Raw genomic sequence first — 26,421 nt, forward strand, 5'->3', positions numbered from 1 at the left:
CGCCGGGGCCGCCCCGGCCGGAGTCGCCGCCGTCGCGCGTGCCGAACGCGGAGGCTCCCGGCCGGCCGCCCCCGCCGCCGAAGCCCGTGCCGAGGCTCGAACCCGACCCGGCGATGGGGTTGATCGAGTTGGCGTGGTTCATCACGTCGAGAGACCACGCGGCCGGGGCGAGCAGGAGGGCGAAGCCCGCCAGCACCGAGACGGACCTAGTGACGAAAGGCCGGGCGAGGCCGGGCCGGGCCACGACGGGCGCGGGCGCCCCCTGACGAGGGCGGCGACGGTGCCCGAGCACCAGCAGCACGACGGCCACCACGGCGAGCACGCCCTGCACGATCGCCACCCAGTACAGGTACGCCGGCTGGTAGAGGCCGATCGCCAGGGCGGTCGTCGCGGCGACCCCGATCAGCGCCAGCTGCGGCCACAGGATGCCGCGCGAGCGAGCGAGGGCGAACGCCAGCCCCACCAGCAGCCCGAGCGGGAGGGCGAGCGACGCGGTGTAGAACTGGTGCATCCCGGCGACCGCCGAGAACATGGCGCCGAAGGTGAGCAGCCAGCCGCCGAGGAAGACCAGCGTCGGCCGGTGGAACCGCAGCACGGCGAGCACGACGATCGCGACGAGCGCGGCCGGGATGAGCCAGGCCACCTGCGGGCCGACCTCGGCGTTGAAGAGCCGCAACACCCCGGCGTCGCCGGAGAACGGCGGGGTGAAGGAGCGATAGGCGTCCGAGGTCGCCGTGGCCGAGAACCGGCCCAGCCCGTTGTAGCCGAACACCATCTCGAACGGGTTGTTGCCGTAGGTGCCGCCCACGTACGGGCGGCTGCTCGCGGGAACGGCCCAGACGACGACGATCCAGGTCAGCGACAGCGCAAGGCTGACCGCCCCGGCGATCGCGAGGTCGCGGATCTTGCGCCACCAGGGCTTCTTCACGACCAGGTAGGCCGCGGCGAGCGCCGGCCAGACCGCCCAGGCCTCGAGCATGTACATCTGGAACGCCAGCGCGATGAAGGCGCCTGCTCCGATCAGCCACCCCGCCGACCCCCGGGTCAGCGCCTTCGAGGCCGCCCAGGCGGCCAGGGCGAGCGCCAGCACGAAGAACGACTCGGGCTGGTTGGTGCGGGCGACGGCGGCCAGGATGGGCGTGGCCGCGACGGCGGCACCGGCGAGGAGCCCCGCGGTGGGGTTGAGCAGGCGCTTCGCGGTGACGGCCACGAGCACGACGGCGACGACCGTCGCGATCGCATTGGGCGCATCCACCGACCAGGTCGAGAACCCGAAGGCTCTGACGAACAGGGCCGGCACCCAGTACGACCCCGGGATCTTGTCGAGCGAGACCACACCCGTCGGGTCGACCGCGCCGAAGAGGAAGTTCGACCAGCTCGTGCTCATCGAGAGCGCGATCGACGCGTAGTACTCCGACCGCTGCCCGAGCTGGAGCGCCCAGAGGGTGGTGAAGGCCGTCAGGGCGGTCAGCAGCACGAGGCCGGTGTTCCAGGCGCCCCAGTGACGGCGGGTGCGCACGCGGGCGGCCCGGTCTGCGTTGCCGTCGCGGCCGTCACTGCCGTCGCGGTCGGACGAGCCGGTCAGGCCGAGTGGTCCGGTGCGGGGGTCGAGGTCTCCGGTGATAGCGGTCACAGAGAGGACGCTACGGTCGGATCATGTGGCCCGGCATCGGCGAGGATATGGGGCGGCTGTGAGCTTGGCCGGGCGCGACGCTCAGGCCTCCGCCTGAGCTCAGTCCTCCGGGCGGGCTCAGGCCTCCGGGATCTCCCGGTCGAACATCGCCGGCCGCTCGACGTCCGGATCGGGTCCGCTCCGCACACCCGAGTCGAGCGCGTCGATCCGGGCCAGCTCGTCGCCGGAGAGCTCGAAGTCGCCGATGTCGAAGTTCTGGGCGATCCGCTCGGGGTTCACCGACTTCGGGATCGCCGAGCGCCCCTCCTGCACGTGCCAGCGCAGCATGACCTGCGCGGGCGACTTGCCGTGGTCGGCCGCGATCGCGGCGAGGGTCTCGTCCTCCATCACGCTGCGACGGTGCTCGCCCCAGCCCGGGTAGAAGGTGATGCCGCCGATCGGCGACCAGGCCTGGGTCAGGATGCCGAGATCGTGGTCGACCTGCTGGAGCGCGGGCTGCGCGAAGTACGGGTGCAGCTCGACCTGGTTCAGCGCCGGCACGACCTCCACCGAGGCGAGCAGCCGATCCACGTGGGCCGGGGTGAAGTTGCTCACGCCGATCGCGCGCACCCGGCCGGCGGCGAGCAGCTCCTCGAGCGCCTGGTAGGCGCCGATCGTCTGGTCGAAGCGGCTCGGCGCCGGCTGGTGCAGGATCAGGATGTCGATCGTGTCGAACCCGAGCTTGCCCGTCGCCTTCTCGAAGGCGTGCAGGGTGCGATCGCGACCGAAGTCGCTCACCCACACCTTCGACTCGATCACCACCTCGTCGCGGTCGACACCGGAGGCCCGGATGCCCTCCCCGACCTGTCGTTCGTTGCCGTAGACGGCCGCCGTGTCGATGTGGCGGTAGCCGGTCCGCAGGGCGGACTCGACCGCGGCGGCCGTCTCCTCGGGGGCGCTCTGGTAGACGCCCAGTCCGATCGCCGGAAGGGTCACACCGTTGTTCAGGGTGAGGGTGGGAATGCTCATACCCGAACGCTACGCCGTCAGTTCGGGATCAGCGTGTACTTCGTCGACAGGTACTCGTGGATGCCCTCCGAGCCGCCCTCACGACCGAGCCCGGACTGCTTGATGCCGCCGAACGGGGCTGCCGCGTTGGAGATGACCCCCACGTTCAGACCCATCATGCCGGTGTCGAGCTTGGCGATCATCCGCTGACCGCGGGCCAGGTTCTCGGTGAAGACGTACGAGACCAGTCCGTACTCGGTGTCGTTCGCCAGCCGCACCGCCTCGTCCTCGTCGTCGAACTCGACGATCGAGACGACCGGGCCGAAGATCTCCTCGCGGAGGATCTCGCTGCCGGCCGGCACCGAGGTCACGACGGTCGGCTCGTAGAAGCTGCCGGGGCCCTCGACGCGGTGGCCGCCGGCGACCAGGTTCGCGCCGCGGGAGACCGCATCCTGCACCAGCTCGTCGGCCTTGTCGACCGCGGCGTCGTTGATCAGCGGGCCGATCCCGACACCCTCCTCGGTGCCGCGGCCGATGCGGAGGGCTCCCACCCGCTCGGCGATCCGGCGACCGAACTCGGCGGCGACCGAGGAGTGCACGATGAAGCGGTTCGCCGCCGTGCAGGCCTGCCCGATGTTGCGGAACTTCGCCGCCATCGCGCCGTCGACCGCCTTGTCGAGGTCGGCGTCGCCGAAGACGACGAAGGGGGCGTTGCCGCCGAGCTCCATCGAGGTGCGGAGCACGTTCTCGGCCGCCTGCTTCATCAGGCCGCGCCCCACCGGCGTGGAGCCGGTGAAGCTGAGCTTGCGCAGTCGCGGATCGGCGATGATCGGGTCGGACACCCCGCGCGAGTCGGAGGTGGTGATGACGTTGAGCACCCCGGCCGGCAGCCCGGCCTCCTCGAGAAGGCGGGCGACGAACAGGGTGGTGAGCGGGGTGAGCGCGGCCGGCTTGACCACGGCGGTGCAGCCCGCCGCCAGGGCGGGCGCGATCTTCCGCGTCGCCATCGCGAGCGGGAAGTTCCACGGGGTGATCAGGTAGCTGGGGCCGACCGGCCGCTGCGAGACGACCATCTGGCCCGTGCCCTCGGGGTTCGAGCCGTAGCGGCCCGAGATTCGCACGGCCTCCTCGGCGAACCAGCGCAGGAACTCGCCGCCGTAGGTGATCTCGCCCTGCGCCTCGGCCAGGGGCTTGCCCATCTCGAGGGTCATCAAGAGGGCGGCCTCGTCGCGACGCTGCTGCAGCAGGTCGAAGGCGCCGCGGAGGATCTCGCCACGGGTGCGCGGGGCGGTGGCCGCCCAGGCGTCGGCGGCCGCGACCGCGGCGTCCAGAGCCGCCATGCCGTCGGCCGGCGTGGCGTCGGCGATGGCCTTCAGCCGGTTGCCGGTGGCGGGATCGAACACGTCGATCGTGGCGCCGGTGGAGCCGGCGACCCATTCGCCGCCGATGAACAGGCGGTCGGGGATCGAGGCGAGCAGGTCGGTCTCGGAGACTGCGGTCACGGGGAGTCCTTTCACGGCAGGGACGAAGGAGGGGCTTTCTGCGACCCTACCCGCGCCGCCGAGCCCGGCTCGTGACTTTCTGGCAGATCACCAGGATCGATCTGCCGATCTGTCACCCTCGGGCGAAGGACGATGGTCGGCCGCCGCCAGGAGGGCCCAGAGTTCGGCGCGATCCTGGAACCGGTCGAGCTCCAGCCCCAGCACCGACTCCAGCGACTGCATCCGGCCGCGGAGACTGTGCCGGTGGATGCCGAGTTCGCGGGCGGCCGGATCCCACTGGCCGTTGTGGCGGAGCCAGACGGCCGCCTCGTGCAGCCGCTCCTCGCCGTCGGGCCGCTGGAGCAGCGGATCGAGCCGGGTGCGGGCGACCTCCGCCACCGAGGCGGTGCTGAGGAGGCCGAAGAAGCTCGACGACACCAGGCTCGCGAAATCGGCGATCTGCCCAGGCTCGGCGCGCTCGAGCGAACGCGCGGCCTGCACGAGCCCCGCCTCGAGGCCGTCCCACCCGACCACGTCCGACACCCCGGCCCGCGCCCGGCGCTGCTCCAGCAGCCGTCGCAGCTCGGGCCACCGGGCGGCGTCGACCAGCAGCACGACCGTCCCCTCGTGCTCGACCAGGAACAACCGGTGGCGCCGGTCGGCCGCGCGCCGCTCGAGGGTGTCGAGCAGGGCCGTCGAGAGTTCCCCCGTGGGCAGGGCCGCGACCACCAACCGGGTGCCGGGCAGGCCGGTCGGGATGTCCTTGAGGGCCCGGCGCACCGCATCCACCCGCCCGTCGCGCAGCATCTCGAACAGTTGCACCAGCAGCGCCCGAAGACCGAGCCGCAGCTCGCGGCTGCGCTCGAGCGAGACCTCGGCGAGGGCGACGAGGGTGGTGACCACGGAGAGGTCGGCGGAGTCGAAGGGCTCGGGGCGCGCCAGCGCGAGCACGCCGAGCAGCCGCCCGCTGCCGCCCAGGGTCTGGATGCTCAGGTGGAGGCCCTCCGCCTCGCGGTCCAGCCGAGCCCGGCGCTGCTTCTGCAGCAGTTCGCGCACGTCGTCCTCGGCTCCGGCGAGCACCGCCTCGGCCCTCGGGCCGACCACGGATTCGGCCGGCGACTGCTCGGCGTCCGGGTCGTAGAGCGCGATGTCGCAGTCCAGGCCCGCGGCGGCGGCCCGGACGGCGGCGGCGAGCCCTCCCCCGGCCAGTGCGGCGAGCGAGACGGCCCGCTGGGTGCCGAGCGCCCAGTCGACCCGCGAGCGCTCCTCGGCGGCCTGCACCTCGGCGATCCAGCGCGCGATCGCGATGAAGGGCGTCGGGTACGGCACCTCGACCAGCGGCAGTCCGAGTCGCACGCAGGCCTCGACCAGCTCGGTCGGCACCCCGTGGCGCACGACCTCGGTGCCGAAGCCGAGCGCCGCGACCCCGGATGCGACGAGCCGGCCCACGTAGGCCGGCGCGAAGGCGGCGGGATCCTCCAGCGCCGCCGCCTCGCCGAACTGCCTCCCGGTCGTCAGGAGCATCTGGCCGGGCACGACGAAGGGCGTCGGATCCTCGAGGTCGGAGGCGTGCGCCCAGAGCAGCGGCAGATCGCCGCCGGGCGGCGTCAGGAGCCGGAGCGCGAACTCCCGCCGCTCCAGCAGCGCCCCGAGGGTGGCCGGCACGTCAGCGGTCGACGTGGTCGGAGGTGATGAGGTCGGCGCCGGCGCGCGCGAGCTCCGCGATCGCGGCCCGGGAGGCCTCCGGCGACACCCCGGCGACCAGGTCGGTGATGACCCTCACCTGACGGCCGTGCTCGAGCGCGTCCAGCGCCGAGGCGCGGACGCAGTAGTCGGTCGCGAGTCCGGCCACGTCGATCTTCGTGATGCCGTTGGCGTCCAGCAGCTCGCGCACGGTGCCGCCCTCCTCCGTGACGCCCTCGTAGATCGAGTAGGCGGGCTCGCCCTGGCCCTTCCGCACGTGGTGGTCGATGGCGTTCGTCGTCAGCTGGTCGTGGTATTCCGCTCCGTAGGTGCCGGCCACGCAGTGCACCGGCCAGGTGGTGACGAAATCGGGCTCGGCGTCGCCGGCGAAGTGACCGCCGTTGTCGTTGTCGGGGTCGTGCCAGTCGCGCGAGGCGATCACGAATTCGTAGGCGTCCGGATGCGCGGCGAGCATCCGCGAGATCCCCTCGGCGACCGCGGTGCCGCCCTCGACGCCGAGGGCGCCGCCCTCGATGAAGTCGTTCTGCACGTCGATGATGAACAGGGCCTTGGCCATCTCAATGCTCCATCCGCCGGGCGTCCCGGCCCGGTCTGTCAGTTGTTGGAGAGGGTGTTGCCGCACTCGTACACGGCGGTGGTGAGGGCGTCGATCGCGGTCTTCGCGCTGTCGCCGACGTCGTCGAGGGCGAAGAACGCGAAGGTCAGCGGGGTTCCGTCGGCCGAGTCGATGATGCCGGAGAGGGTGTACCCGGTGTCGATCCAGCCGGTCTTGGCGATCACGCTGCCGGCCGCAGGTGAGCCGCCGAACCGGCCGGCCAGGGTGCCGGTCTCCCCGGCGACGGGCAGGCCGTCGCGGACGACGGCGAGCGAGCCCTCGCCGTTGCGGATCTTGACGAACAGGGCGGTGAGGAAGTTCGGCGAGACGCCGTTGTCGTCGCTGAGGCCCGAGCCGTCGACGATCGTCAGTCCGGAGGTGTCCAGGCCGTACCCGGCGAGAGCCTGCGGGATGGCGGTGCGGAGCGCGTCGAAGGAGTTGCCCACGCCGAGCTTCACGGCGACCAGCCGTGCGAGCATCTCGGCCTCTGTGTTGTCCGAGCGCAGCAGCGCATCCGGGATCATCGTCGACACCGGAGCCGAGAGCACCTGGCCGAGCTGGGGTGCACCGGCCGGCGCAACGCCCTCGGCGAGGTCGGCGCCCGGGGCTCCGAGCGCGATGGCGAAGGCCTGACCGGCTCTGAGCACCGCGTTGTCCGACCGCGCCGACACGTTCGCCGACGGTTCGGCCCGGTCGCCGTCGACCTGGAGGCCGGTGACCTCGGAGGAGTAGCCGTCGCGCTGCTCCTTGCGGTTCCACGAGGGCTGCCACCGGTCGCCGGAGAAGATGCTCGCGTCGAGCACGATGGAGCTGATCGGGGTGCCCGCGGTGGCGGGGTCGGCGGCCCAGGCGGCCTTCACCTGGTCGGCCAGCTCGGGCAGGCTCGCGGCATCGGTGTAGATGTTCGATCCGCCGCTGGCGAGCGTGATGTCGCCACCGCCGACCAGCACGACCTGGCCCGGTGCGGAGCCCTTCACGACCGTGGTGGGAACCCGGTAGTCCGGGCCCAGCACGGCGAGGGCCGCCGAGCTGCTGAGTACCTTCATCACGCTGGCGGTGCGCGCGAAGGTTCCGGCGGAGCGGTCGAACAGCATCTCACCGGTCGTGGCGTTGCGCACGCTGCCGAGGAAGGTGCCGAGCCGGCCGTCGGTGGCGAGCCCGGCGACCGAACAGGTGCGCACGGGGGCGGCTGCCGCCGGGGCCGCCGGCACGACGCGCGCATCGGCGGTGGGGGTGGGAGTCGAGGTCGTCGCGCTCGCGCTGGGCGTGGCCGAGGCGCTGATCGGGGCGACGTAGGCGGCCGGGGCGGCCTCGGCGCCGGAGCCGACCGCGGCACCGGCGGCGAAGGCGCCGCCGCCGAGCACCACGAGCGCGACGGCCGCCGCGGCGGCGGCCCAGGCGCGGGGGTGGCGGGCGAGGGAGAGGCGCAGGGGGGTGGACGGCGAGGTTGCCGGGACCGTTGTCCGTGCCGCGGGGGCGACGGCCGCGGATGCGGGGGTCGGTGCCGGGCTCGGGGTCTGTGCCGGGCTCGGGGTCTGTGCCGAGCTCGGGGTCGCAGGCGCGACCGCCGGAGCGGCCTCGGCCGCGGGCTCCGTCGCCCGCGCCTCGGCCTCCCGCTGCGCTCGGCGCGAGACGGGCTGGTCGTCAGGGGTGCGGGTGTCCGACATCCAGCCCATCGTACCCGCGCGGAACCGGGGCTACTCGCCCGGGTAGCGGAGCCCGATCTGCTCCCGCACCTCGTCGAGCACCCGCATGATCGCGACCGACTCGGCGACCGGCAGCATCGGGCTCTCGGTCTCGCCGGCCCGGATCACGCGCTCGAGCTCGATGGCCTGGTACTGCATCCCGCGCGAGACGACCGGCTGGTCGAAGGTCTCCAGCACCTCGCCGCTCGGCGTCACGACGCGGAAGGTGGTGGGGTTGTACCACCAGGGCTCGATCTCGATGCGCGCCTCGGTACCGATGATCGCCGCGTTCACGGGGCCGGCGGCGTCGATAGCGCTGTGCGACATCGACTGCCGGCCGCCCTCGTGCTCGAAGATCAGGGCGGTCTGCCGGTCGACCCCGGTCTCGGTCATGGTCGCCGAGGCGAGCACGCGCGTCGGCAGGCCGAGCATGTCGATCGCGAACGACACCGGGTAGATGGCGAGGTCGAGCAGCCCGCCGCCGCCGAGCTCGGGGTTGTTGATGCGGTGCGCCGGGTCGCTCGGCAGCTTCTGGTCGTGCTCGGCGATCACCGTGCGCACGTCGCCCAGGGTGCCCTCGGCGATGATCTCGCGGATGCGGACCATGTGCGGGAGGAACCGCGTCCACATCGCCTCCATCAGCGCGACACCCGCATCCGCCGCCGCCTCGGCGACCCGGGCGGCCTCGGCCGCGTTCAGGGTGAAGGCCTTCTCGACCAGTACGTGCTTGCCGTTCGCGATCGCGAGCAGGGCGTTCTCGGCGTGCATCGGATGCGGCGTGGCCACGTAGATGACGTCGACCTCCGGATCCGCGGCCAGCGCCTCGTAGCTGCCGTGGGCGCGCGGGATGTCGAAGCGGGCCGCGAAGGCGTCGGCCGACTCCTGCGTGCGCGAACCGACCGCGGACACGGTCAGGCCCGCCGCCTGCAGGTCGGGCACGAAGGTCTCGGCGATCCAGCCGGTGCCGAGGATCCCCCAGCGGATGGTGTCGGACATCGTCGTCTCCTTCTCAGTGACCGCGCCGTCGTCGACCGCGCTGGTGAAAGCCGAAGTCCCCCGTCCCGGACGGGACTGGGGGACGTAGCGGGCCGCCTCCGGGAATCGAACCCGGGACCTATTCATTACGAGTGAATCGCTCTGCCGACTGAGCTAAGGCGGCCTGGCCGGCGCATGGCGCTCGGCACAGCAACAAAGCATAGCCGATCCGCGGAGCGCTCGTTCACACCTCGGAGCGGGTAACGCCCAGCAGTTCGCGGAGCCGGCCGTAGGAACGCGAGAGCACCTCGGCCAGCGAGCCCAGCTCGGGATGCTCGGTGGAGGAGAGCCAGGCGTTCCGCGCGAGGGTGAGCGCGAGCAGGCTGGTCAGGCGGGCGCGTTCGGCGGCCTCGACCGGGTCGAACTCCTCGCCCTCCGCCTGGGCGTCGGCGGCGAGCCGGCGCTCGACCGCGGCGGCCAGCGCGGCCTCGGACTCGCGCAACCGGTCCATCCGGAGCGCGAAGATCTGGGGGTAGGCGGCCATCACGCGCTGACGGAGCTGGTGCAGTTCGGGGTCGACGGCCCCGGCCTCGCCGACCTGGTCGCCCATGATGGCGAGCACGTCTTCGAGCGGATCGCCTCCGGGGCCCGTGTGTTCGAAGGCCGTGGCGACCTCGTCGGTGAGCACGAAGGGCGGGTCGCCGGCCAGCGAGTCCTCCTTCGTGGGGAAGTAGTTGAAGAAGGTGCGCGGACTGACCTCGGCCTCGCGGCTGATGTCGTCGATCGTCACCTGGTCGAGGCCCCGCCGGTCGACCAGGTGCAGGACCGCGAGCTGGATGCGGCGCCGGGTCGCGCGCCGCTTCCGCTCGCGGAGGCCGAGCGAGTCGTCGTGACGCAGGGCGGCCGACATCCTCAGCTCGTGCAGTTCGGGTCGGAGGCCGGGACGGTGCCCTGCAGGAAGTACGCGTCGACCGTCGCATCGACGCAGGAGGACGAGTTGTAGGCCGTGTGGCCGTCGCCCTCGAACGTCACCAGGTGGCCGTTCTGCAGCTGGCCGGCCAGCGCCTGCGCCCACTTGTAGGGGGTGGCGGGGTCGCCGGTCGTGCCGACGACGATGATCGGCGCCGAGCCCGCCGCCGTCACCGCGGCGGGGACGCGGGTGCTCGGGTAGACCCACTGGGAGCACGGGATGTCGCTGTAGGTCCAGTACGGGCCCACCGTCGGGGAGGCGGCGATCAGGTCGGCGTTCTGCTGGGCGACGACGGCCGGGTCGGTCGACGCCGGAAAATCGGCGCAGGAGATCGCGTTGAACGACTCGATCAGGTTGTCGGCGTAGGTGCCGTCGGAGTTGCGGCTGTTGTACGCATCCGCCAACTGGAAGGCGTAGTCGGCCTGCCCCTTCTCGACCGAGGTGAACAGGTCGTCGAGCAGGGGCCAGTTGCCCTTGTTGTAGAGCGGGTAGAAGATCGCGGTGAGGAGGTTCGCCGCACCGAGCTGGCGGCCGTCGCTCGAGCGCACCGGGCTCGCCTCGACCTTGGCGAGCAGGTCTTGGATGCGCGTGAGGGCCTGGTCGGCCGAGCCGTCGAACCAGCAGCCCGAGCGGCTCGCGCAGTCGGCGAGGTAGTTCTTCAACGCCGTCTCGAAGCCGCCGGCCTGGGCGATCGAGATACCGAACCCGTTGACCGACGGGTCTTCGGCGCCGTCGAGCACCATGCGGCCGACCTTGTCGGGGAAGTTGCCGGCGTACTCGGCGCCGAGGAGGGTGCCGTAGGAGTAGCCGAGGTAGTTGAGCTTCGGGTCGCCGACCAGGGCGCGCAGCATGTCGAGGTCGCGCGTGGTGCTGTCGGTGTCGATGAACTGCAGCAGCGGGCCGGTGTTCTGGGCGCACTTCTCGGCGAAGTCCTTCCAGGTCGCCGTGTAGGCGGCGAGCCACTCGGCCGAGCCGCGGACACCGGGCGTGACGTCGTAGAGGAAGGCGTCGCGCTCCTTGTCGGAGAGGCAGTGCACGGCGTCGGAGTGGCCGGTGCCGCGGGGGTCGTAGCCGATCACGTCGTAGGACGCCTGGAGCGTGGGGTGGGCGGCGTAGTCGGCCGACTGCTGCACGAAGTCGTAGGCCGAGCCACCGGGGCCGCCCGGGTTCACGAACAGGGTGCCGAGCTTCTGACCCTGGCCGGAGGAGGGCTTCTTGATCATCGCGAGCTTCACGGTGTCGCCCGAGGGGTTCGCCCAGTCGAGCGGAGCGGTCGCCTCGGCGCACTGGAAGCCGCCGCCGCACGAGGACCACACCAGCGACTGCCCGTAGAACGGCGCGAGTGCGGCCGGCACGTCCTCGGCCAGCGGCGTCGACGTGGCCGGGGCCGCGGAGGTCGCCCCGGGGGCGCCCTGGTTACCGATGAACCAGGTGGTGCAGCCGGAGAGCAGCAGACTCGTGGCGAGCAGCGCTGCGGCGGCGACGGCCAGCCGGGAGCGCCGACTCGGGGTGGGACGGGTCACTGAGGAACCTTTCGTGATGCGGAGCGGGCCGCCTCGGCGACCGTGACGAGCATGGCTTCGAGGGCGAGGGCGGGAGCGACGTTAGCCGCAATCCTCCGGCGCGCGACGGCGATCGCATCCATCGCCGCGAGGGTCGATGACGAATCGTTACCGCCGGCCACGTCGTGGACCCGCGGGGAGATCGACTCGTTGACGAGCTCGATCCGCGACCCGAGCTGCACGATCAGGATGTCGCGGAACAGCGAGAGCAGATCGGTGAGGATGCGGTCGATGCCGTCGCGGAGACTCCGGGTCGCGCGGCGCTTCTGGTCGTCTTCGAGGGCCTTCATCTGGCCGCGGAGCGCGAGGGGCACGGCCTGACCCGGCTCGACCCCGAGGGAGCGGAGCGCGGCGGCCCGCTCCTCGGCATCCCGTTCTTCGGTGATCGCCTGCGCGTCGGCGCCCGCGATCTCGAGCAGCCGGGCGGCACCCCGGACGGCGTCGCCCACGGTCGAGACCGAGAGGGCGAGGTCGATGGTCTCGTCGCGTCGGGCCCTGGCCTCCTCGTTGGTGGCCAGGCGGTGCGCCATGCCGATGTGGCTCTGCGACTCGCGCGCGGCACGGAGGGCCAGGTCGGCGTCGACCCCGTCGCGCTTGACCAGGAGGGCGGCGACGTCGTCGGTGCTCGGCACCCGGAGGCGCACCGAGCGCACCCGGGAGCGAATCGTCGGCAGCAGGTCGGCCTCGCTCGGGGCGCAGAGGATCCACACCGTGCGCTCCGGCGGCTCTTCGAGGGCCTTCAGGAGCACGTTCGAGGTGCGCTCCGCCATCCGGTCGGCGTCTTCGATCACGACCACGCGGTAGCGGGAGACCGAGGGCGAGAACTGCGAGGCGCTGACCAGGCGACGCACCTCGTCGATCGAGATGATGACCCGCTCGGTGGCGAGGATCGCGAGGTCGGGATGCGTGCGTGCGGCGACCTGACGGCAGTCGCTGCACACACCGCAGCCGTCGAATCGGCAGAGCAGGGCGGAGGCGAAGGCGTAGGCGAGGTTCGAGCGGCCGGAGCCCGGGGGGCCCGTGATGAGCCAGGAGTGGGTCATCGAGTCGGTGGGAGCGGGGATGCTTGTGCCGTCGGTCGCGGTGGCGGCGTTGCTAGTGGCGTTCGCGGCGCCGGCGCCGGCGGGGCTTTGGCCGGCGCTCTCCGCGGCGGCGCGGAAGACCTCGATCGCGGCCGATTGCCCGGTCAGGTCGTCCCACACGCTCATGGCATCAATCTATCGGTCGCCCCTGACAGCCGACCCCGCTCCGGCGACTCCGCCCAGACTCCGCGAGCTGTTTACGCGAGAAGCGGCGCGACGCGGTTCCGGATGACGCCGGCGATCTCCTCCGCCGGTCGCGAGGCGTCGACGACGAGGAACCGCTCGGGTTCGGCGGCGGCGAGCTCGAGGAACGCCGCCCGCACCCGGCGGTGGAAGTCGGCCTTCTCGGACTCGAGGCGGTCGAACCGCTTGTTGGCGTTGTCCAGTCGCTCGCGGGCGCGCTCCTCGTCGAGGTCGAGCAGCACCGTGAGGTCGGGCAGCAGTCCCTCGGCGGCCCAGAGCGACAGTGCGCGGATCTCGCCCGCATCCAGCACGCGGCCGGCGCCCTGGTAGGCGACCGAGGAGTCGAGGTAGCGATCCTGCACGACGACCTCGTCGCGCTCGAGGGCCGGGCGCACCTTAGTCTCGATGTGGTGCGCCCGATCCGCGGCGTAGAGCAGCGCCTCGGCCCGGGGGCTGATGTCGCCCCGGCTGTGCAGCACGATCTCGCGCACCTCGACCCCGAACTCGGTGCCGCCGGGTTCGCGCGTGCGCACCACGATGCGGCCCTGCTCGACGAGCCACGACTCGAGCAGGGACGCCTGCGTGGTCTTGCCCGAGCCGTCACCGCCCTCGAGGGTGATGAAGAGGCCGGTCACTGCTCGGGAGCGGGTTTCGGCGCGGCGGTCTTGGCGGCGGTGGTCTTGGCGGCCGGCTTCTTGGCGGCCGTGGTCTTGGCCGCGGTGGTCTTTGCCGCCGTCGTCTTTGCCGCCGGCTTCTTGGCCGCCGTCGTCTTGGCCGCCGTGCTCTTAGCGGCGGGCTTCTTGGCCGCGGGCTTCTTGGCCGCGGGCTTCCGGCCCGTCGCCGGTCCCTTCGCGCGCTTGTCGGCGAGAAGCTGCACGGCACGCTCGAAGTCGATCTCCTCGACGGTCTCACCGCGCGGGATGGTGGCGTTGGTCACGCCGTCCGTCACGTAGGGGCCGAAGCGGCCGTCCTTCACCCGGATCGGCTTGCCGCTCTCGGGGTCGGCGTCGAACTCCTTGAGCGCCGACGAGGCACGCCGGGCGCCGTACTTCGGCTGGGCGAACAGCTCGAGCGCACCGGGGAGGTCGATGTCGAAGATCAGGTCCTCGTTCTCGAGCGAGCGCGTGTCGGTGCCCTTCTTGAGGTAGGGCCCGAACTTGCCGCCCTGGGCGGTGATCGGCTCGCCGGACTCCGGGTCCTCCCCCACCGTGCGGGGCAGGTTCAGCAACCGCAGGGCGGTGTCGAGGTCGATCGTCGCCAGGTCCATCGACTTGAACAGGGATGCGGTGCGCGGCTTCACGGCAGCGGCCTTCTTGGCCGGGGCCTTCTTCGCGGGGGCCTTCGTGGCGGTGGCGGTGGCGCCGGCCGCGGCCGTGCCGGAGCCCGCCGCATCCGTCGACGCCGCCGTCTCGGGCTCGGGAACCACCGGCTCGAGCTCGGTGACGTAGGGGCCGAACCGGCCGTCCTTCGCCACGATCTCCTTGCCGTTCTCGGGGTTGACGCCGATGACGCGGTCGGTGACGACCGGGGCGTCGACCAGCTCGCGCGCCTTCTCCGGGGTCAGCTCGTCGGGAGCGAGATCCTGCGGCAGGTTGACCCGGCGCGGAGTCGCCTCCAGGTCGCCGGAGGGGTCGACGACCTCGAGGTAGGGGCCGTACTTGCCGATGCGCAGCGTGATGTCGTCGGTGATGGCGACCGAGTTGACGGCCTTCGCGTCGATCTCGCCCATGTTGTCGATGACGTTGCGAAGACCGGGGTGGCCCTCGCTGCCGAAGTAGAAGCCGTTGAGCCAGTCGACGCGGTCTTCGTCGCCGTCGGCGATCTTGTCGAGGTCGGCCTCGAGCGCGGCCGTGAAGTCGTAGTCGACGAGCTCGGTGAAGAAGTCCTCGAGCAGGCGCACGACCGAGAACGCGGTCCAGCTGGGCACGAGCGCCTGGCCGCGGGGGGTGACGTAGCCGCGGTCGATGATGGTCGAGATGATCGAGGCGTAGGTCGAGGGCCGGCCGATGCCGAGCTCGTCGAGCGCCTTGACCAGGCTGGCCTCCGTGTAGCGGGGCGGCGGAGTCGTGTCGTGACCGGCAGCATCCACCTCGACCGCCGCGAGGGCCTGGCCCTCCTTGAGCACGGGCAGCTTCGCCTCGGTGGGCTCGCTCGACGCGTTGCGCTCCTCGTCGCGGCTCTCCTCGTAGGCGTGCAGGAAGCCGCGGAAGGTGATGACCGTGCCGGAGGCCGAGAACTCGGCCGTGGTGGCGCCACCGAGCTCGTCGACCACGACCGGACCGGCCGCGATGGTGACGGAGGCCGTGGAGCCCTTGGCGTCGGCCATCTGCGAGGCGACCGTGCGCTTCCAGATCAGCTCGTAGAGGCGGAAGTCGTTGCCACGGAGCACGCCGGACAGCTCGGACGGGGTCTTGAAGACCTCGCCGGCCGGGCGCACGGCCTCGTGGGCCTCCTGCGCGTTCTTGCCCTTGCCGCTGTAGAGCCGAGGCTTGTCGGGGATGGTGTCGGCGCCGTAGAGCTTGGTGGCCTGGTTGCGGGCGGCGTTGATGGCCTGCTGCGAGAGCGACGGGGAGTCGGTTCGCATGTAGGTGATGTAGCCGTTCTCGTAGAGCGACTGGGCGACGCTCATCGTCTGGCGGGCCGAGAAGCGGAGCTTGCGGGCGGCCTCCTGCTGCAGCGTCGAGGTGGTGAAGGGCGCGGCGGGCCGGCGGGTGTAGGGCTTGGTCTCGAGGGAGGTGACGTGGATGTCGACGCCCTCGGCCTCGAGAGCCGACTTCAGCGCGGTCGCGGCGGGCTCGCCCAGGGCGACGGCCTTGCCCTTGAGCTTTCCACTCTCGTCGTAGTCGCGGCCGCTGGCGACGCGCTCACCGTTCAGTCGCACCAGGCGGGCGTCGAAGGTGTCGACCTCCGGATGCGCGGCGTCGGGGGCGAGGCGGGCCGTCAGGTCCCAGTAATTGGCGCTCGTGAAGGCGAGGCGCTCGCGCTCGCGGTCGACGACCAGGCGGGTGGCGGCGGACTGCACGCGGCCGGCGGAGAGGCCCGGGCCGACCTTGCGCCAGAGCACCGGGCTGACCTCGTAGCCGTAAAGACGGTCGAGGATGCGGCGGGTCTCCTGCGCGTCGACGAGGGCGTCGTCGATCTGGCGGGTGTTGTCGCGGGCGGCCTCGATGGCCTCGCGGGTGATCTCGTGGAAGACCATGCGCTTGACGGGGACCTTCGGCTTCAGCACCTGCAGCAGGTGCCAGGCGATCGCCTCACCTTCGCGGTCTTCATCAGTGGCGAGGTAGAGTTCGTCGGCGCCGGCGAGCGCCTTCTTGAGTTCGGCGACGGTCTTCTTCTTCGCGTCGGAGACGACGTAGTAGGGCTCGAAGCCGTTCTCGACGTCGACGGAGAACTTGCCGAGGGAGCCCTTCTTGAGCTCGGCCGGGAGGTTCTTCGGCTCGACGAGGTCGCGGATGTGGCCGACGGAGGCAAGCACATCGAAGCCGTCGCCGAGGTACTGGGCGATCGACTTCACCTTCGTCGGGGACTCGACGATGACGAGCTTTCTCGGGCTGGCCAACTTTTCTCCTTATATATGCGGAACCGTTCAGGCACACCATACACACCCCTGACCGGGTGAATGCTAATCGGTCGAAATCGTCGGGAGACGCGCGAACTCGCCTCCCATTGCGCTTCCGGGGGCGCGGGGCACAATGGTGATGGATCATCTTGAACGTCTTCAATGGAGAGGAGCTGATCACGATGGCACCTGTCGACAACGGCAGTTACACCGCGAAGTTCACCGACGGACCCCTGGAGGGCAAGACCCTCCGCACCGACTTCACCGACCAGGGCGAGCCCCAGGCCCGGCTGAGCATCCCCGCGTCGACCAGCGCGAAGGAATACGTCTACCGTCGGGCCTCCGGCCTGGAGTTCGCGGACTCCGCCCGCCCGAGCGCGGTCGACTACCGCTACCTCGAGTCCACCCTCGGCTGACCCTCGGCCCCGCCCAGCCCTCTGTCCTGATCGGCCACGGCGGCGCTTTATCTCGGCTTGGGTTGGCCCGGCGTCGACTGAGCTTGCGACCGCAGGTTGCCGTACAACGTCGGTGGGTGGCGCGAGCGTGAGTAGGGGACCATCCCGCTGCTGTTCGGTGGGGGTCCCGCGCGAGCGGCGGCTGTGAGGGTGAAGCCGAGCACCTCAACGTTGACACTGACGGTTGCCGAGGTGTCGGTGCCGACCGCGCAGGAAGCGAGTTGACCGCCGAGGGTTATGGCGACCGACGTTGCAGCCTCGCATGGCACGCCCGGTAACCGACCCGACGCGACGTCGGCCGCCGCGAGCGCCGCCGAGTCGGCGACGCCCTGGAGCTGCTGATGGGCCACCGCGACCTGTCCCGCAGCGAGCCCCGCTGACACCAGCGCGGCCACCGCGCCCGCGAGGAAGAGCGCGAGCACCGCACCCCCGCCCTCCTCTCCCCCGCCGGCGCCGGCGCTGCATGCGCCGGACCCACCTCGTCCCGCCGCGACGGCACGAAGCTGAGCGCAGGTTCTCGTGAACCAATCGGCACCGCCTCGTCCCGCGAGGAACCACCCCACCGACGCGCGACCTCGGGCGGCCGTGCCGTCGCGGACGCGTCGGGCCTCGATGCGCCGAAGCGATGGGTTGACCGCCGCCGGACCACCGGCGTCCATCGATGTCGCCCCAGTCCGTCGACACCACGAGCGGATGCTCATGGGGTCGCCGCTCGGGTGTCGTCGTAGGCGCAGCCGCGCGCCTCGAGGTCGACGGCAGCGGCCAGCGGGCCGATCGCCGTGGATGCTCGCGCGGTCACGCAGACCAGCAGACCGTCCTGCGAGATGGAGAATCCGGCTCCGTCCACGGCGGCCTGGATCCGTCGTGCCGCTTCCCCGGACTCGCCGCGCCCCGCGAGCCGTGCCGCGTCGGCGGCCGCATCCGTCAGTCGCACCTGGGCCGCGCCGACCTGCACCACCCCGGCCGCGACGGCGAGCACCAGCACCACGGCCGGCAGCACCATGGCGAACTCGGCGGTCACCGACCCGTCCTCCCGAGCCCACGTGCCACCTCCGCTTCCAACGGCTCCGCCGGCTCTGCAGCCTCCGCCGGCTGTGCCGGTTCTGCAGGCTCCGACGGCGCTGACGGCCCTGACAGCCCTGGCGGCGTTCACGACTCTGACGGCCCGGCCGCAGCGTGCGGGGTCAGCCCGCTGCCGTGAGCGCACGGTGCACGAGTTCGGTCAGCATTCCCTTGACCTCGTCGCCCCGCAGGATCACGAGCATCAGACCCCCGAAGCCCACAGCAGCGAGCAGCACAATCGCGTACTCCGCGGTCGCAGCGCCGCTCTCGTCTTTGACCGCCCGCAGGAGCACACCCGCCCGCGACGGCGGCCGCCCGCTCCGGCCGGCGGCGCGCCCGCGCTCCCGGTAGAGGGCGATCTCGGCGATGGGATGAACAGACATGATTGGTTCCTTTCGATTGATGGGGTGGTGGAGGTTCTGTGCGGAGGGCCCTGTCCAGTGAGGTGGGCCATCACCGGTCGGTAAGCCACGCCCGGGGGCGGGACGACCGCTACTTGGCGGTGGGTCAGGTTCGGTCATGGAACGCTTCCGGCAGGGCGGGTTCAGGACTCGGAATCGGACGTCACTCCGCGGAGTTGCGTGGACGACGACACCGAGCAGCGGCCTCACGGCAATGGGGTGACGGTCGCTGCGGGGACGGGCGGAGAGAGAGGGGCGGTCGGGAGGACCGCCAGGAGGACCGGCGCGATCGCGAGCAGGACGAACGCGGGGAGGATGCAGGTGCCGAGCGGGATCATCAGCCAGACCTCCAGGGCTGCAGCTCGGCGGAGGGCGGCCGAGACCGCGTCGCGTCGGATACGGGTCGCCTCGTGCCGGAGGAGCTCGACCGCCGGTGCGCCCGCCTGTTCAGCCATGGCGAGCACATCGCGCGCCTCCGCGAGATCCCGTAGCGCGAGCCCGAACCGGCCGTAGGCCTTCTCGACCAGCGCGATCGCGTGCGCCGGCGATGCGCCGCCCGTTGCCGCCACGGCGACCAGGTCGAGCACCAGCCCCGGGCAGGACGGCGTCGACCGCGCCTTTCGAAGCAGGCGTCGGCTCCAGAGATGACCGAGCAGCATCAGTCCGAGCCCGAGCGTGAGGCAACCGAGACCGGCCGGGGTCTGGAGGAGGATGCGGGCGGTGTCGAGTCCGAGCAGCGATCCGCCCAGCACCGCGGCGACGGGCAGGGCGAGCACGAGCCTCGCCGTAGCGGCGGGACCGGCCGAGGCGGCGTCGGTCCGACGTTCGACCTCCCCCGCCGACGAAAGCGAGCCTGCAATCCGGCCGAGGCACTCGCGGAGCGGCGCACCCGCCTCCACCGCCACCGACCAGGCGGCGGCGAGCATCCGCCACGACTCCTCCAGCCGGGCACCGCTGCGATTCGGCCGCAGCAAGGCTCTCCGCCGACGAATGCCGAGCGCAGCGTCGATCGCGGCAGCGGGTTCCGCACCACGCGCGACGCGGTCGGCGACGTCGCGCACCATCGGGTCGGCGCTCCGCTCTCCCACGTGGATCCACGCCCGCGCCGGCGTGACGCCCGCCCCCACCAACGCGGCCAGCCGCTCGACGACCGCGCCCAGCTCCTCGCTGGCCGGCCTCCTCTCCCCCGCCTTCCGACCATCTCCGCGTCCATCGCGCCGCATCTCGGACCCGGCGGGGCGGGGCGGGTGGGGGGCGCGGGGCATCAGAGGGCGAGGGGGTGGATGGTGAGGCGGTCGCGGGCGTCCAGGGCGAGATGGCCGAAGGCCTCGATCTCGCGGGCAGCGGGGGTGCGGCGGAGGTGGCAGACCAGGCCGATCGCGCTGACCGCCTGGCGCGCGATCGCCGGGCCGTCGAGGCCGGCCAGCGCACCGAGGGCCTCGAGGCGCGCCGGCACGTCGTCGAGAGTGTTGGCGTGCAGGGTGCCCGCTCCGCCGTCGTGTCCGGTGTTCAGGGCCGACAGGAGCTCGCGGATCTCGGCCCCGCGGCACTCGCCGAGCACCAGGCGGTCCGGGCGCATCCGCAGTGCCTGGCGCAGGAGCTCGGGCAGACCGATCCCGCCCGCGCCCTCCAGGTTCGGCTGGCGGGCCTCGAGCGCGACGACGTGGGGATGGTCGATCCGCAGCTCGGTGACGTCCTCGATCACCACGATCCGGTCGGACGGGTCGGCCGAGGCGAGGAGCGCCGAGAGCAGGGTCGTCTTGCCGCTGCCGGCCGCCCCGGTCACCAGCACGTTGGTGCGCATCCTCACGGCGTCGTCGATCACCGCACGTCGGGCCCTGGGGACGGCGGGGTCGTCCGCCGCGCCCCCGTGGCGCGCGACCCCGAAGAGTCCACGCCGCTCGAGGTCGTCGAGCCCGGGATGGTCGCGCTGCGGCACCCGGACCGAGAGATGCGTGCCCCCGACCGCGACGGGCGGCAGCGCGACGTGCACCCGCATCCCTTCGACGCGGACGTCGGTGCAGGGCGTCGACTCGTCGACGTGGCGACCACCTCGGGCCACCAATCGCACGGCGAACGCACGGAGGCTCTCTTCACTCGGACACGACCATGCCGCCTCGCGGCGCGCACCTCCCCCGCGGTCGACCCAAAGGTCGCGGTGGCCGTTGACGAAGACGTCTGTCACAGCCGGGTCGCAGAGCACGGTCGCGAGAGGGCCGAAGACCGATTCCAGGTGCACGAGATCGCGGAGGCGCGGAGGCGGAGGTGACGATGAAGGTGAAGGTGAGCGCGGAGGCGCAGGCGTGGGCGGGGAGATGGCGAGGACCGACTGCATGCCAGCACGGTACGCACAGCGAGAGCGGCGACGAGCGCGAGACGCGTGACTGTGGAAACCGCCCGCCGCGGTGCGCCTTGTGGAGAGGCCGACGAACGGACGACCGAATCGCATGCCCAGACGAACGGCCGGATCACACCCAGACGAACCGCCGAAACACGGCCCGAAAGACCGCTTAAAAGAGAAGGGGCGGCACCCAATGGGGGGAAGGGTGCCGCCGCAGCAACGCTGGATTGGGGGGAATCACTAGTGCGTTGCATCCGAACACGAGGTCCGGTGAGATCGAGTTTACCCGCTCGTAACATCGGGACAAACCACTCCAGCGAATTCTCAGTGATCTACGACTGAAATGCCCACCGGCCGCACTTCGCAACCCGACGCAACCACCGCATCCACGGGCCCGTCGGAGGGTGCAGTATCGTCGGGTACCGAGCGATCGCGAAGGAGCGAGGACGAGCATGACAGCCGACGACATCGACAACCTGCTGCACGAGGCACGGCGGTTCCCGCCCCCGGCCGACTTCAGCCAGAACGCCGTCGCCACCGAGGCGCTGTACGAGAAGGCGCGCACCGAGGGCGGCCCGGACTTCTGGGCGGATCAGGCCCGCGAGCTCCTGCACTGGCACAAGCCCTTCACCACGGCGCTCGACTGGTCGAACCCGCCCTTCGCGAAGTGGTTCGACGACGGCGAGCTCAACGTGGCCTACAACTGCCTCGACCGGCACGTGCTGGCCGGCCACGGCGACCGCGTCGCCATCCACTGGGAGGGCGAGCCCGGCGACTCCAAGAGCTTCACCTACGCCGAGCTCACCGCCGAGGTGAAGAAGGCGGCGAACCTGCTCACCGCCCTCGGCGTCACGCAGGGCGACCGCGTCGCGATCTACCTCCCGCTCATCCCCGAGGCGGTCATCGCGATGCTCGCCGTCGCGCGCCTCGGCGCCGTGCATTCGGTGATCTTCGGCGGGTTCAGCGCCGAGAGCATCCGGTCACGCGTGGACGACGCGGGGGCCAAACTGGTGATCACCGCGGACGGCGGTTTCCGCAAGGGCAAGGCGTTCCCCCTGAAGCCCGCGGTCGACAAGGCCCTCGAACCGGATGCGGATGGCCGGACCAGCACCGTCTCGACCGTGCTCGTCGTCAAGCGCACGGGCGGCGACGTCGACTGGCACCAGGGCCGCGATCTCTGGTGGGACGAGGAGATCGCCCAGGTCGACGCCGAGCACGAGGCGAAGCCGTTCCCGGCCGAGAACCCGCTCTTCATCCTCTACACCTCCGGCACAACCGGGAAGCCGAAGGGAATTCTCCACAGTTCCGGCGGCTACCTCACCCAGGCCTCGTTCACGCACAAGACTGTGTTCGACCTGAGACCGGAGGAGGATGTCTATTGGTCGACCGCAGACGTGGGCTGGATCACCGGCCACTCCTATGTCGTGTACGGCCCGCTCGCGAACGGCGCCACCGAGGTGATGTACGAGGGCACGCCCGACACGCCCCACCCCGGGCGCTGGTGGGAGATCGTCGAGAAGTACAAGGTCTCGATCCTCTACGCCGCCCCCACCGCGATCCGCACCTTCATGAAGCTCGGGCGTCAGATCCCGCAGGAGTTCGACCTGTCGAGCCTGCGACTGCTCGGCAGCGTGGGCGAGCCGATCAACCCCGAGGCCTGGGTCTGGTACCGCGACGTGATCGGCGGGGGCACGACCCCGATCGTCGACACCTGGTGGCAGACCGAGACGGGTGCGATCATGATCAGCGCCCTCCCCGGGGTGACCACGCTCAAGCCGGGTTCGGCCCAGGTGGCCATCCCGGGGATCTCGGTCGACGTCGTCGACGAGCGCTTCCGCTCGGCGGGGGCCGACCAGGGTGGCCTCCTCGTGATCACGCAGCCGTGGCCGAGCATGCTCCGGGGCATCTGGGGCGATCCGGAGCGGTTCGTCGAGACCTACTGGTCGAAGTTCGGCCCCACCACCTACTTCGCCGGAGACGGCGCCCGCTTCGACCGGGACGGCGACATCTGGTTGCTCGGCCGCGTCGACGACGTGATGAACGTCTCCGGGCACCGCCTGTCGACCGCCGAGATCGAGTCGAGCCTGGTGTCGCATCCCATGGTCGCCGAAGCCGCCGTGGTGGGCGCCTCCGACGATACGACGGGTCAGGCGGTCGTGGCCTTCGTGATCACCCGGGCGAGCCAAGCGGATGCCGCTGCGGCGGACGACGCGGCGGCGGTGCTGCGGGCTCACGTGGCCGCGCAGATCGGCGCCATCGCGCGCCCGCGTCAGGTCTTCATCGTCAGCGAGCTGCCGAAGACCCGATCGGGCAAGATCATGCGCCGCCTGCTCCGCGACATCGCGGAAGGCCGGGAGATCGGCGACACGACGACACTGGCCGACACCATGGTCATGAGCACGATCACGGGCCAAGTAGGCAAGAAGTAGCACCCGGCCCGCGGTGGGCCGGGCTCACGCCCGGCTCACTCCCAGATCAGGCGAACTCGGCGATGATCTCCACCTCGACCGGCGAGTCCAGCGGCAGCACCGCCACGCCGACGGCCGACCGGGCGTGCACGCCCGCGTCGCCGAACACCTCCATCAAGAACTCGGAGGCGCCGTTGATCACGCCGGGCTGACCGGCGAACGACGGATCCGACGCGACGAACCCGGTCACCTTGACGATGCGGGTCACCCGGTCCAGCGACCCGATCGCACTCTCCACCGCGGCGAGCGCGTTCAGGGCGGCCGTGCGGGCGAACTCCTTCGCCTCCGCCGGCGGGACGAGCTCGTCGGACCCCTCGCCCACCTTGCCGGTGCGCGACAGGGCTCCGTCGACGAAGGGCAGCTGCCCCGCGGTGTAGACGAGCGAACCGCTGACGACGGCGGGAACGTACGCCCCGGCCGGGACGGACACGGTGGGGACGGTGACGCCGAGCTCGGTCAGGCGCGCAGAGATCTGAGACATGCGCCTACGCTAGCGAAGATCCGCCGCTCCACCGCGGAAAGACCGTGGCCTCAGGCCTCCAACGGCCGCTTCAGGTACGCCACGAGCCCGCCTTCGGGCCCGGTCACGATCTGCACCAGCTCCCAGCCCTCAGAACCCCAGGTGTTCAGGATTCCGGTGGTGTTGTGGATCATGAGGGGTGTCGTCACGTACTCCCACTTCGGCACGGGCGGCCCTTCTCTCGGCTATTCCTAGGTTTGTCACTTACCCTTGATCCTATGTCTGCCCCGAAAGCCACGGCTAGCGGTGTGGTCGGAGCCATTCTGGGCATCGTGGGTATGAGCGCAATCGCGGGCATCCTCGTCACAGCCATGGTCACGCCCGCTCTCGCTGTCACCGGCATTGCCGCGAACAACTCCATCGGTATGTTCGAGAACCTGCCGAGCTACATCAAGCCCGACGCTCTCGCCGAGAAGACCAACATCTACGCCAAGAAGAGCGACGGCAGCCCCGTGCTGCTCGCGTCGGTCTTCGAGCAGGACCGCGAAGAGGTCGGCTGGAACGACATCTCGCAGTTCGTGAAAGACGCGGTCATCGCGACCGAGGACCCGCGGTTCTACACCCACGGTGGCGTCGACATCACCTCGACCCTCCGTGCCGCCGCCCAGAACGCGGCCGACACCGGTTCGAGCGGTGCGTCGACGATCTCGATGCAGTACGTCCGCAACATCCAGGTGCAGAAGGCCGAGGCCATCCAGGACGAGGCCGAGCGCGACGCCGCCTACCAGGAGGCCACGAAGACCACGCTCGACCGCAAGCTGAAGGAGATCAAGCTCGCGATCGGCCTGGAGAAGGAGTACTCGAAAGACGACATCCTCCTCGGGTACCTCAACATCGCTCCGTTCGGCGGCCGGGTCTACGGCATCCAGTCGGCGGCGCAGTACTACTTCGGCGTCAACGCCTCCGACCTCACCCTGGCGCAGGCCGCGAGCCTCGTCGCGACGGTCAACGAGCCCAACGGGCTCCGCATCGACGTCCCGGCCGACCAGGGCACCAATATCGCCGACAACCAGGCGCGCCGTGACAAAGACGTGCTGCCCTCGATGCTCAAAGAGCACAAGATCACCCAGGCGCAGTACGACGAGGCCATCGCGACGCCGGTGACGCCGAACATCGTCGAGCCGTCGACCGGCTGCCAGACGGCCAACCCGATCGCCGCCGGCTTCTTCTGCGACTACGTCACGCACATCGTGAAGAACGACCCTGCCTTCGGCGCTGACGAGGACACCCGCTGGACCAACTTCAAGACCGGCGGCTACCAGATCTACACGTCGCTCGACGTCGAGCTCCAGGGTGCGGCGATGAGCGCGGTCAACAACTACGTGCCGAAGACCTACGACTTCGACCTCGGCGCCTCGCTCACGACCGTGCAGCCCGGCACCGGTCGCGTGCTCGCGATGGTGCAGAACAAGGACTACAGCGCCGATCCCGAGGTGACGGCCAGCAACGCTGGCGCCTCGGCCATCAACTACAGCACCGACTTCGACTACGGTGGATCGACGGGTTTCCAGGTCGGTTCGACCTACAAGATCTTCACGCTCGCGGAGTGGCTGAAGACAGGTCATTCGCTGAACGACATCGTCAACGGCAGCCCGGGCACGCTGAACCTGGCCCAGTTCAAAGACAGCTGCACCGGCGGCAACGGCGGCACCTACTCGGTGAAGAACGACGGTGGCGCGAACCCCGGTAACGTCTCGGTGCTGAACGCGACCCGCGACTCGGTCAACCTCGCCTACCTCCGGATGGCGCAGAAGCTCGACCAGTGCGAGATCCGCAAGACCGCCGAGTCGTTCGGCGTGCATCGCGCCGACGGCAACCCGCTGGTCGAGCTGCCCTCCGCGGTGCTCGGCACCAACGAGATCGCGCCGCTCACCATGGCGGCCGCCTTCGCGGGAGTCGCCAACAACGGCGTGTACTGCACCCCGATCGCGATCGACAAGATCCTCGACTCCTCGGGCAACGAGCTGCCGGTTCCGCAGAGCACCTGCACGCAGGCGGTCGACCCGAACGTCGCCGCCACGATGGCCTACGCCATGGCGACCGTGATCAACTCGGGAACGGCGACCGCGTCGAACCCGAACGACGGCATCCCGCACATCGGTAAGACCGGTACCACCGACTCCGAGAAGGACACCTGGTTCGTCGGAGCGTCGACGACGCTGGCGACCGCGGTCTGGGTCGGCAACGTGGTCGGCACCGTCTCCATCCGCAACACCTCCATCGACGGGGTGAGCGGCGGAAACGTGCGTCACGCGGTCTGGAAGCAGTACATGACGGATGCGGACGGCAAGTACCCCGGCGGGGCGTTCCCGACCGCGGACACCAAGCTCCTGAACGGTGTGCAGGTGCAGATCCCCAACCTCGGTGGGATGTCGATCGACGCCGCCAAGGCGGCTCTGACCTCGGCCGGCTTCGACTTCCAGGACGGCGGGGCGATCGACGGCACGGCAGCGGCCGGCGCGGTCGAGAGCTACTCGCCGAGCGGCACCGCCTCGAAGGGCTCGACCATCACGGTCTACACCTCGAACGGTCAGCTCCGGACCATCCCCAACATCACCGGACTCTCCCCCAACGCCGCACTCGGCGTGCTGGCCTCGGCCGGCATCGGGCTGAGCCAGGTGCAGTGGGACGGGCCGAGCGACAGCTCGGCGCGCGTGACCGGCACCAACCCGGGCGCGGGCAGCCCGATCCGGGCGGGCGGCGACATCCTCCGCATCCAGACCGCGAAGGCGGGCTAGCCCCGGATGCACCGCAC

General features: G+C 71.0%; 22 protein-coding genes and 1 tRNA gene. 3 read left to right on the plus strand and 20 right to left on the minus strand.

Annotation, left to right across the window (positions count from 1 at the left end; translation table 11 throughout):
* From AC59HU_RS17080 to topA, 13 genes are all read right to left on the minus strand, one after another.
* Window positions 1–1,633: ArnT family glycosyltransferase (locus AC59HU_RS17080; RefSeq protein WP_497224627.1), on the minus strand; the 1,633-nt coding region annotated here is incomplete at its 3' end.
* 117 nt (window positions 1,634–1,750) lie between these two features.
* On the minus strand, window positions 1,751–2,641 hold the full coding sequence (locus AC59HU_RS17085) for an aldo/keto reductase (RefSeq protein ID WP_497224628.1): 891 nt from the start codon (window positions 2,639–2,641) through the stop codon (window positions 1,751–1,753).
* 17 nt (window positions 2,642–2,658) lie between these two features.
* A complete protein-coding gene (locus tag AC59HU_RS17090; protein ID WP_497224629.1) occupies window positions 2,659–4,122 on the minus strand; it encodes an NAD-dependent succinate-semialdehyde dehydrogenase in 1,464 nt (487 codons plus the stop codon).
* Between the two features lie 87 nt (window positions 4,123–4,209).
* Complete coding sequence (locus AC59HU_RS17095; RefSeq protein WP_497224630.1) at window positions 4,210–5,766, minus strand: PucR family transcriptional regulator; 1,557 nt, start codon at window positions 5,764–5,766, stop codon at window positions 4,210–4,212.
* Window position 5,767: 1 nt separating this feature from the next.
* Window positions 5,768–6,361 carry an isochorismatase family protein gene (locus AC59HU_RS17100; RefSeq protein ID WP_497224631.1) on the minus strand — a complete coding sequence of 198 codons (594 nt, stop codon included), beginning with the start codon at window positions 6,359–6,361 and terminating at the stop codon, window positions 5,768–5,770.
* Between the two features lie 38 nt (window positions 6,362–6,399).
* Window positions 6,400–8,067 (minus strand): D-alanyl-D-alanine carboxypeptidase/D-alanyl-D-alanine-endopeptidase, encoded by a 1,668-nt coding sequence (locus tag AC59HU_RS17105; protein WP_497224632.1) that lies wholly within the window; start codon window positions 8,065–8,067, stop codon window positions 6,400–6,402.
* 30 nt (window positions 8,068–8,097) lie between these two features.
* The gene (locus AC59HU_RS17110) at window positions 8,098–9,081 is read right to left on the minus strand and encodes a Gfo/Idh/MocA family protein (protein ID WP_497224633.1); all 984 of its coding nucleotides are present in this window, start codon (window positions 9,079–9,081) and stop codon (window positions 8,098–8,100) included.
* Between the two features lie 90 nt (window positions 9,082–9,171).
* Window positions 9,172–9,244 (minus strand) — tRNA-Thr (locus AC59HU_RS17115).
* Window positions 9,245–9,304: 60 nt separating this feature from the next.
* A complete protein-coding gene (locus AC59HU_RS17120) occupies window positions 9,305–9,970 on the minus strand; it encodes a TetR family transcriptional regulator (RefSeq protein WP_497224634.1) in 666 nt (221 codons plus the stop codon).
* A gap of 2 nt (window positions 9,971–9,972) precedes the next feature.
* Complete coding sequence (locus AC59HU_RS17125) at window positions 9,973–11,553, minus strand: alpha/beta hydrolase (RefSeq protein ID WP_497224635.1); 1,581 nt, start codon at window positions 11,551–11,553, stop codon at window positions 9,973–9,975.
* Window positions 11,550–12,800: a DNA polymerase III subunit delta' gene (locus AC59HU_RS17130; protein ID WP_497224636.1), complete on the minus strand. Its 1,251-nt coding sequence runs from the start codon at window positions 12,798–12,800 to the stop codon at window positions 11,550–11,552. The genes AC59HU_RS17125 and AC59HU_RS17130 overlap by 4 nt, the downstream gene beginning before the upstream one ends.
* A gap of 71 nt (window positions 12,801–12,871) precedes the next feature.
* Window positions 12,872–13,492: a dTMP kinase gene (gene tmk / locus AC59HU_RS17135; RefSeq protein WP_497224637.1), complete on the minus strand. Its 621-nt coding sequence runs from the start codon at window positions 13,490–13,492 to the stop codon at window positions 12,872–12,874.
* Window positions 13,489–16,419, minus strand: a complete 2,931-nt coding sequence (topA, locus tag AC59HU_RS17140) for a type I DNA topoisomerase (protein ID WP_497224638.1) — start codon at window positions 16,417–16,419, stop codon at window positions 13,489–13,491. Before topA ends, tmk begins: the two co-directional genes overlap by 4 nt.
* A gap of 182 nt (window positions 16,420–16,601) precedes the next feature.
* Between topA and AC59HU_RS17145 the strand changes: the two genes are divergently transcribed.
* Window positions 16,602–16,835 carry a DUF8847 domain-containing protein gene (locus tag AC59HU_RS17145; RefSeq protein ID WP_497224639.1) on the plus strand — a complete coding sequence of 78 codons (234 nt, stop codon included), beginning with the start codon at window positions 16,602–16,604 and terminating at the stop codon, window positions 16,833–16,835.
* 47 nt (window positions 16,836–16,882) lie between these two features.
* On the opposite strand, the gene AC59HU_RS17150 is transcribed toward AC59HU_RS17145, so the two are convergent.
* The 5 genes from AC59HU_RS17150 to AC59HU_RS17170 all read right to left on the minus strand — a co-directional run bounded on the left by AC59HU_RS17150 (window position 16,883) and on the right by AC59HU_RS17170 (window position 20,672).
* Window positions 16,883–17,575 carry an Rv3654c family TadE-like protein gene (locus tag AC59HU_RS17150; protein WP_497224640.1) on the minus strand — a complete coding sequence of 231 codons (693 nt, stop codon included), beginning with the start codon at window positions 17,573–17,575 and terminating at the stop codon, window positions 16,883–16,885.
* A complete protein-coding gene (locus AC59HU_RS17155) occupies window positions 17,572–17,895 on the minus strand; it encodes a TadE family type IV pilus minor pilin (protein ID WP_497224641.1) in 324 nt (107 codons plus the stop codon). Before AC59HU_RS17155 ends, AC59HU_RS17150 begins: the two co-directional genes overlap by 4 nt.
* 163 nt (window positions 17,896–18,058) lie before the next feature.
* Entirely contained in the window at window positions 18,059–18,319 is a 261-nt protein-coding gene (locus tag AC59HU_RS17160; protein WP_497224642.1) for a DUF4244 domain-containing protein, read from the minus strand.
* Window positions 18,320–18,543: 224 nt separating this feature from the next.
* On the minus strand, window positions 18,544–19,560 hold the full coding sequence (locus AC59HU_RS17165) for a type II secretion system F family protein (protein WP_497224643.1): 1,017 nt from the start codon (window positions 19,558–19,560) through the stop codon (window positions 18,544–18,546).
* Between the two features lie 41 nt (window positions 19,561–19,601).
* Complete coding sequence (locus AC59HU_RS17170) at window positions 19,602–20,672, minus strand: TadA family conjugal transfer-associated ATPase (protein WP_497224644.1); 1,071 nt, start codon at window positions 20,670–20,672, stop codon at window positions 19,602–19,604.
* Between the two features lie 458 nt (window positions 20,673–21,130).
* Here AC59HU_RS17170 and acs point away from each other — a divergent pair, with 458 nt between their 5' ends.
* The gene (gene acs, locus AC59HU_RS17175) at window positions 21,131–23,107 is read left to right on the plus strand and encodes an acetate--CoA ligase (RefSeq protein WP_497224645.1); all 1,977 of its coding nucleotides are present in this window, start codon (window positions 21,131–21,133) and stop codon (window positions 23,105–23,107) included.
* Window positions 23,108–23,153: 46 nt separating this feature from the next.
* On the opposite strand, the gene AC59HU_RS17180 is transcribed toward acs, so the two are convergent.
* Window positions 23,154–23,627: a RidA family protein gene (locus AC59HU_RS17180; protein ID WP_497224646.1), complete on the minus strand. Its 474-nt coding sequence runs from the start codon at window positions 23,625–23,627 to the stop codon at window positions 23,154–23,156.
* Window positions 23,628–23,677: 50 nt separating this feature from the next.
* Window positions 23,678–23,833: a Sp36 family protein gene (gene sp36 / locus AC59HU_RS17185; protein WP_497224647.1), complete on the minus strand. Its 156-nt coding sequence runs from the start codon at window positions 23,831–23,833 to the stop codon at window positions 23,678–23,680.
* 111 nt (window positions 23,834–23,944) lie between these two features.
* Between sp36 and AC59HU_RS17190 the strand changes: the two genes are divergently transcribed.
* Window positions 23,945–26,404, plus strand: coding sequence for a transglycosylase domain-containing protein (locus AC59HU_RS17190; RefSeq protein WP_497224648.1), 2,460 nt, complete (start codon window positions 23,945–23,947; stop codon window positions 26,402–26,404).
* Window positions 26,405–26,421: the final 17 nt, after the last annotated feature.

This window comes from Herbiconiux sp. 320_LB (assembly GCF_059691755.1).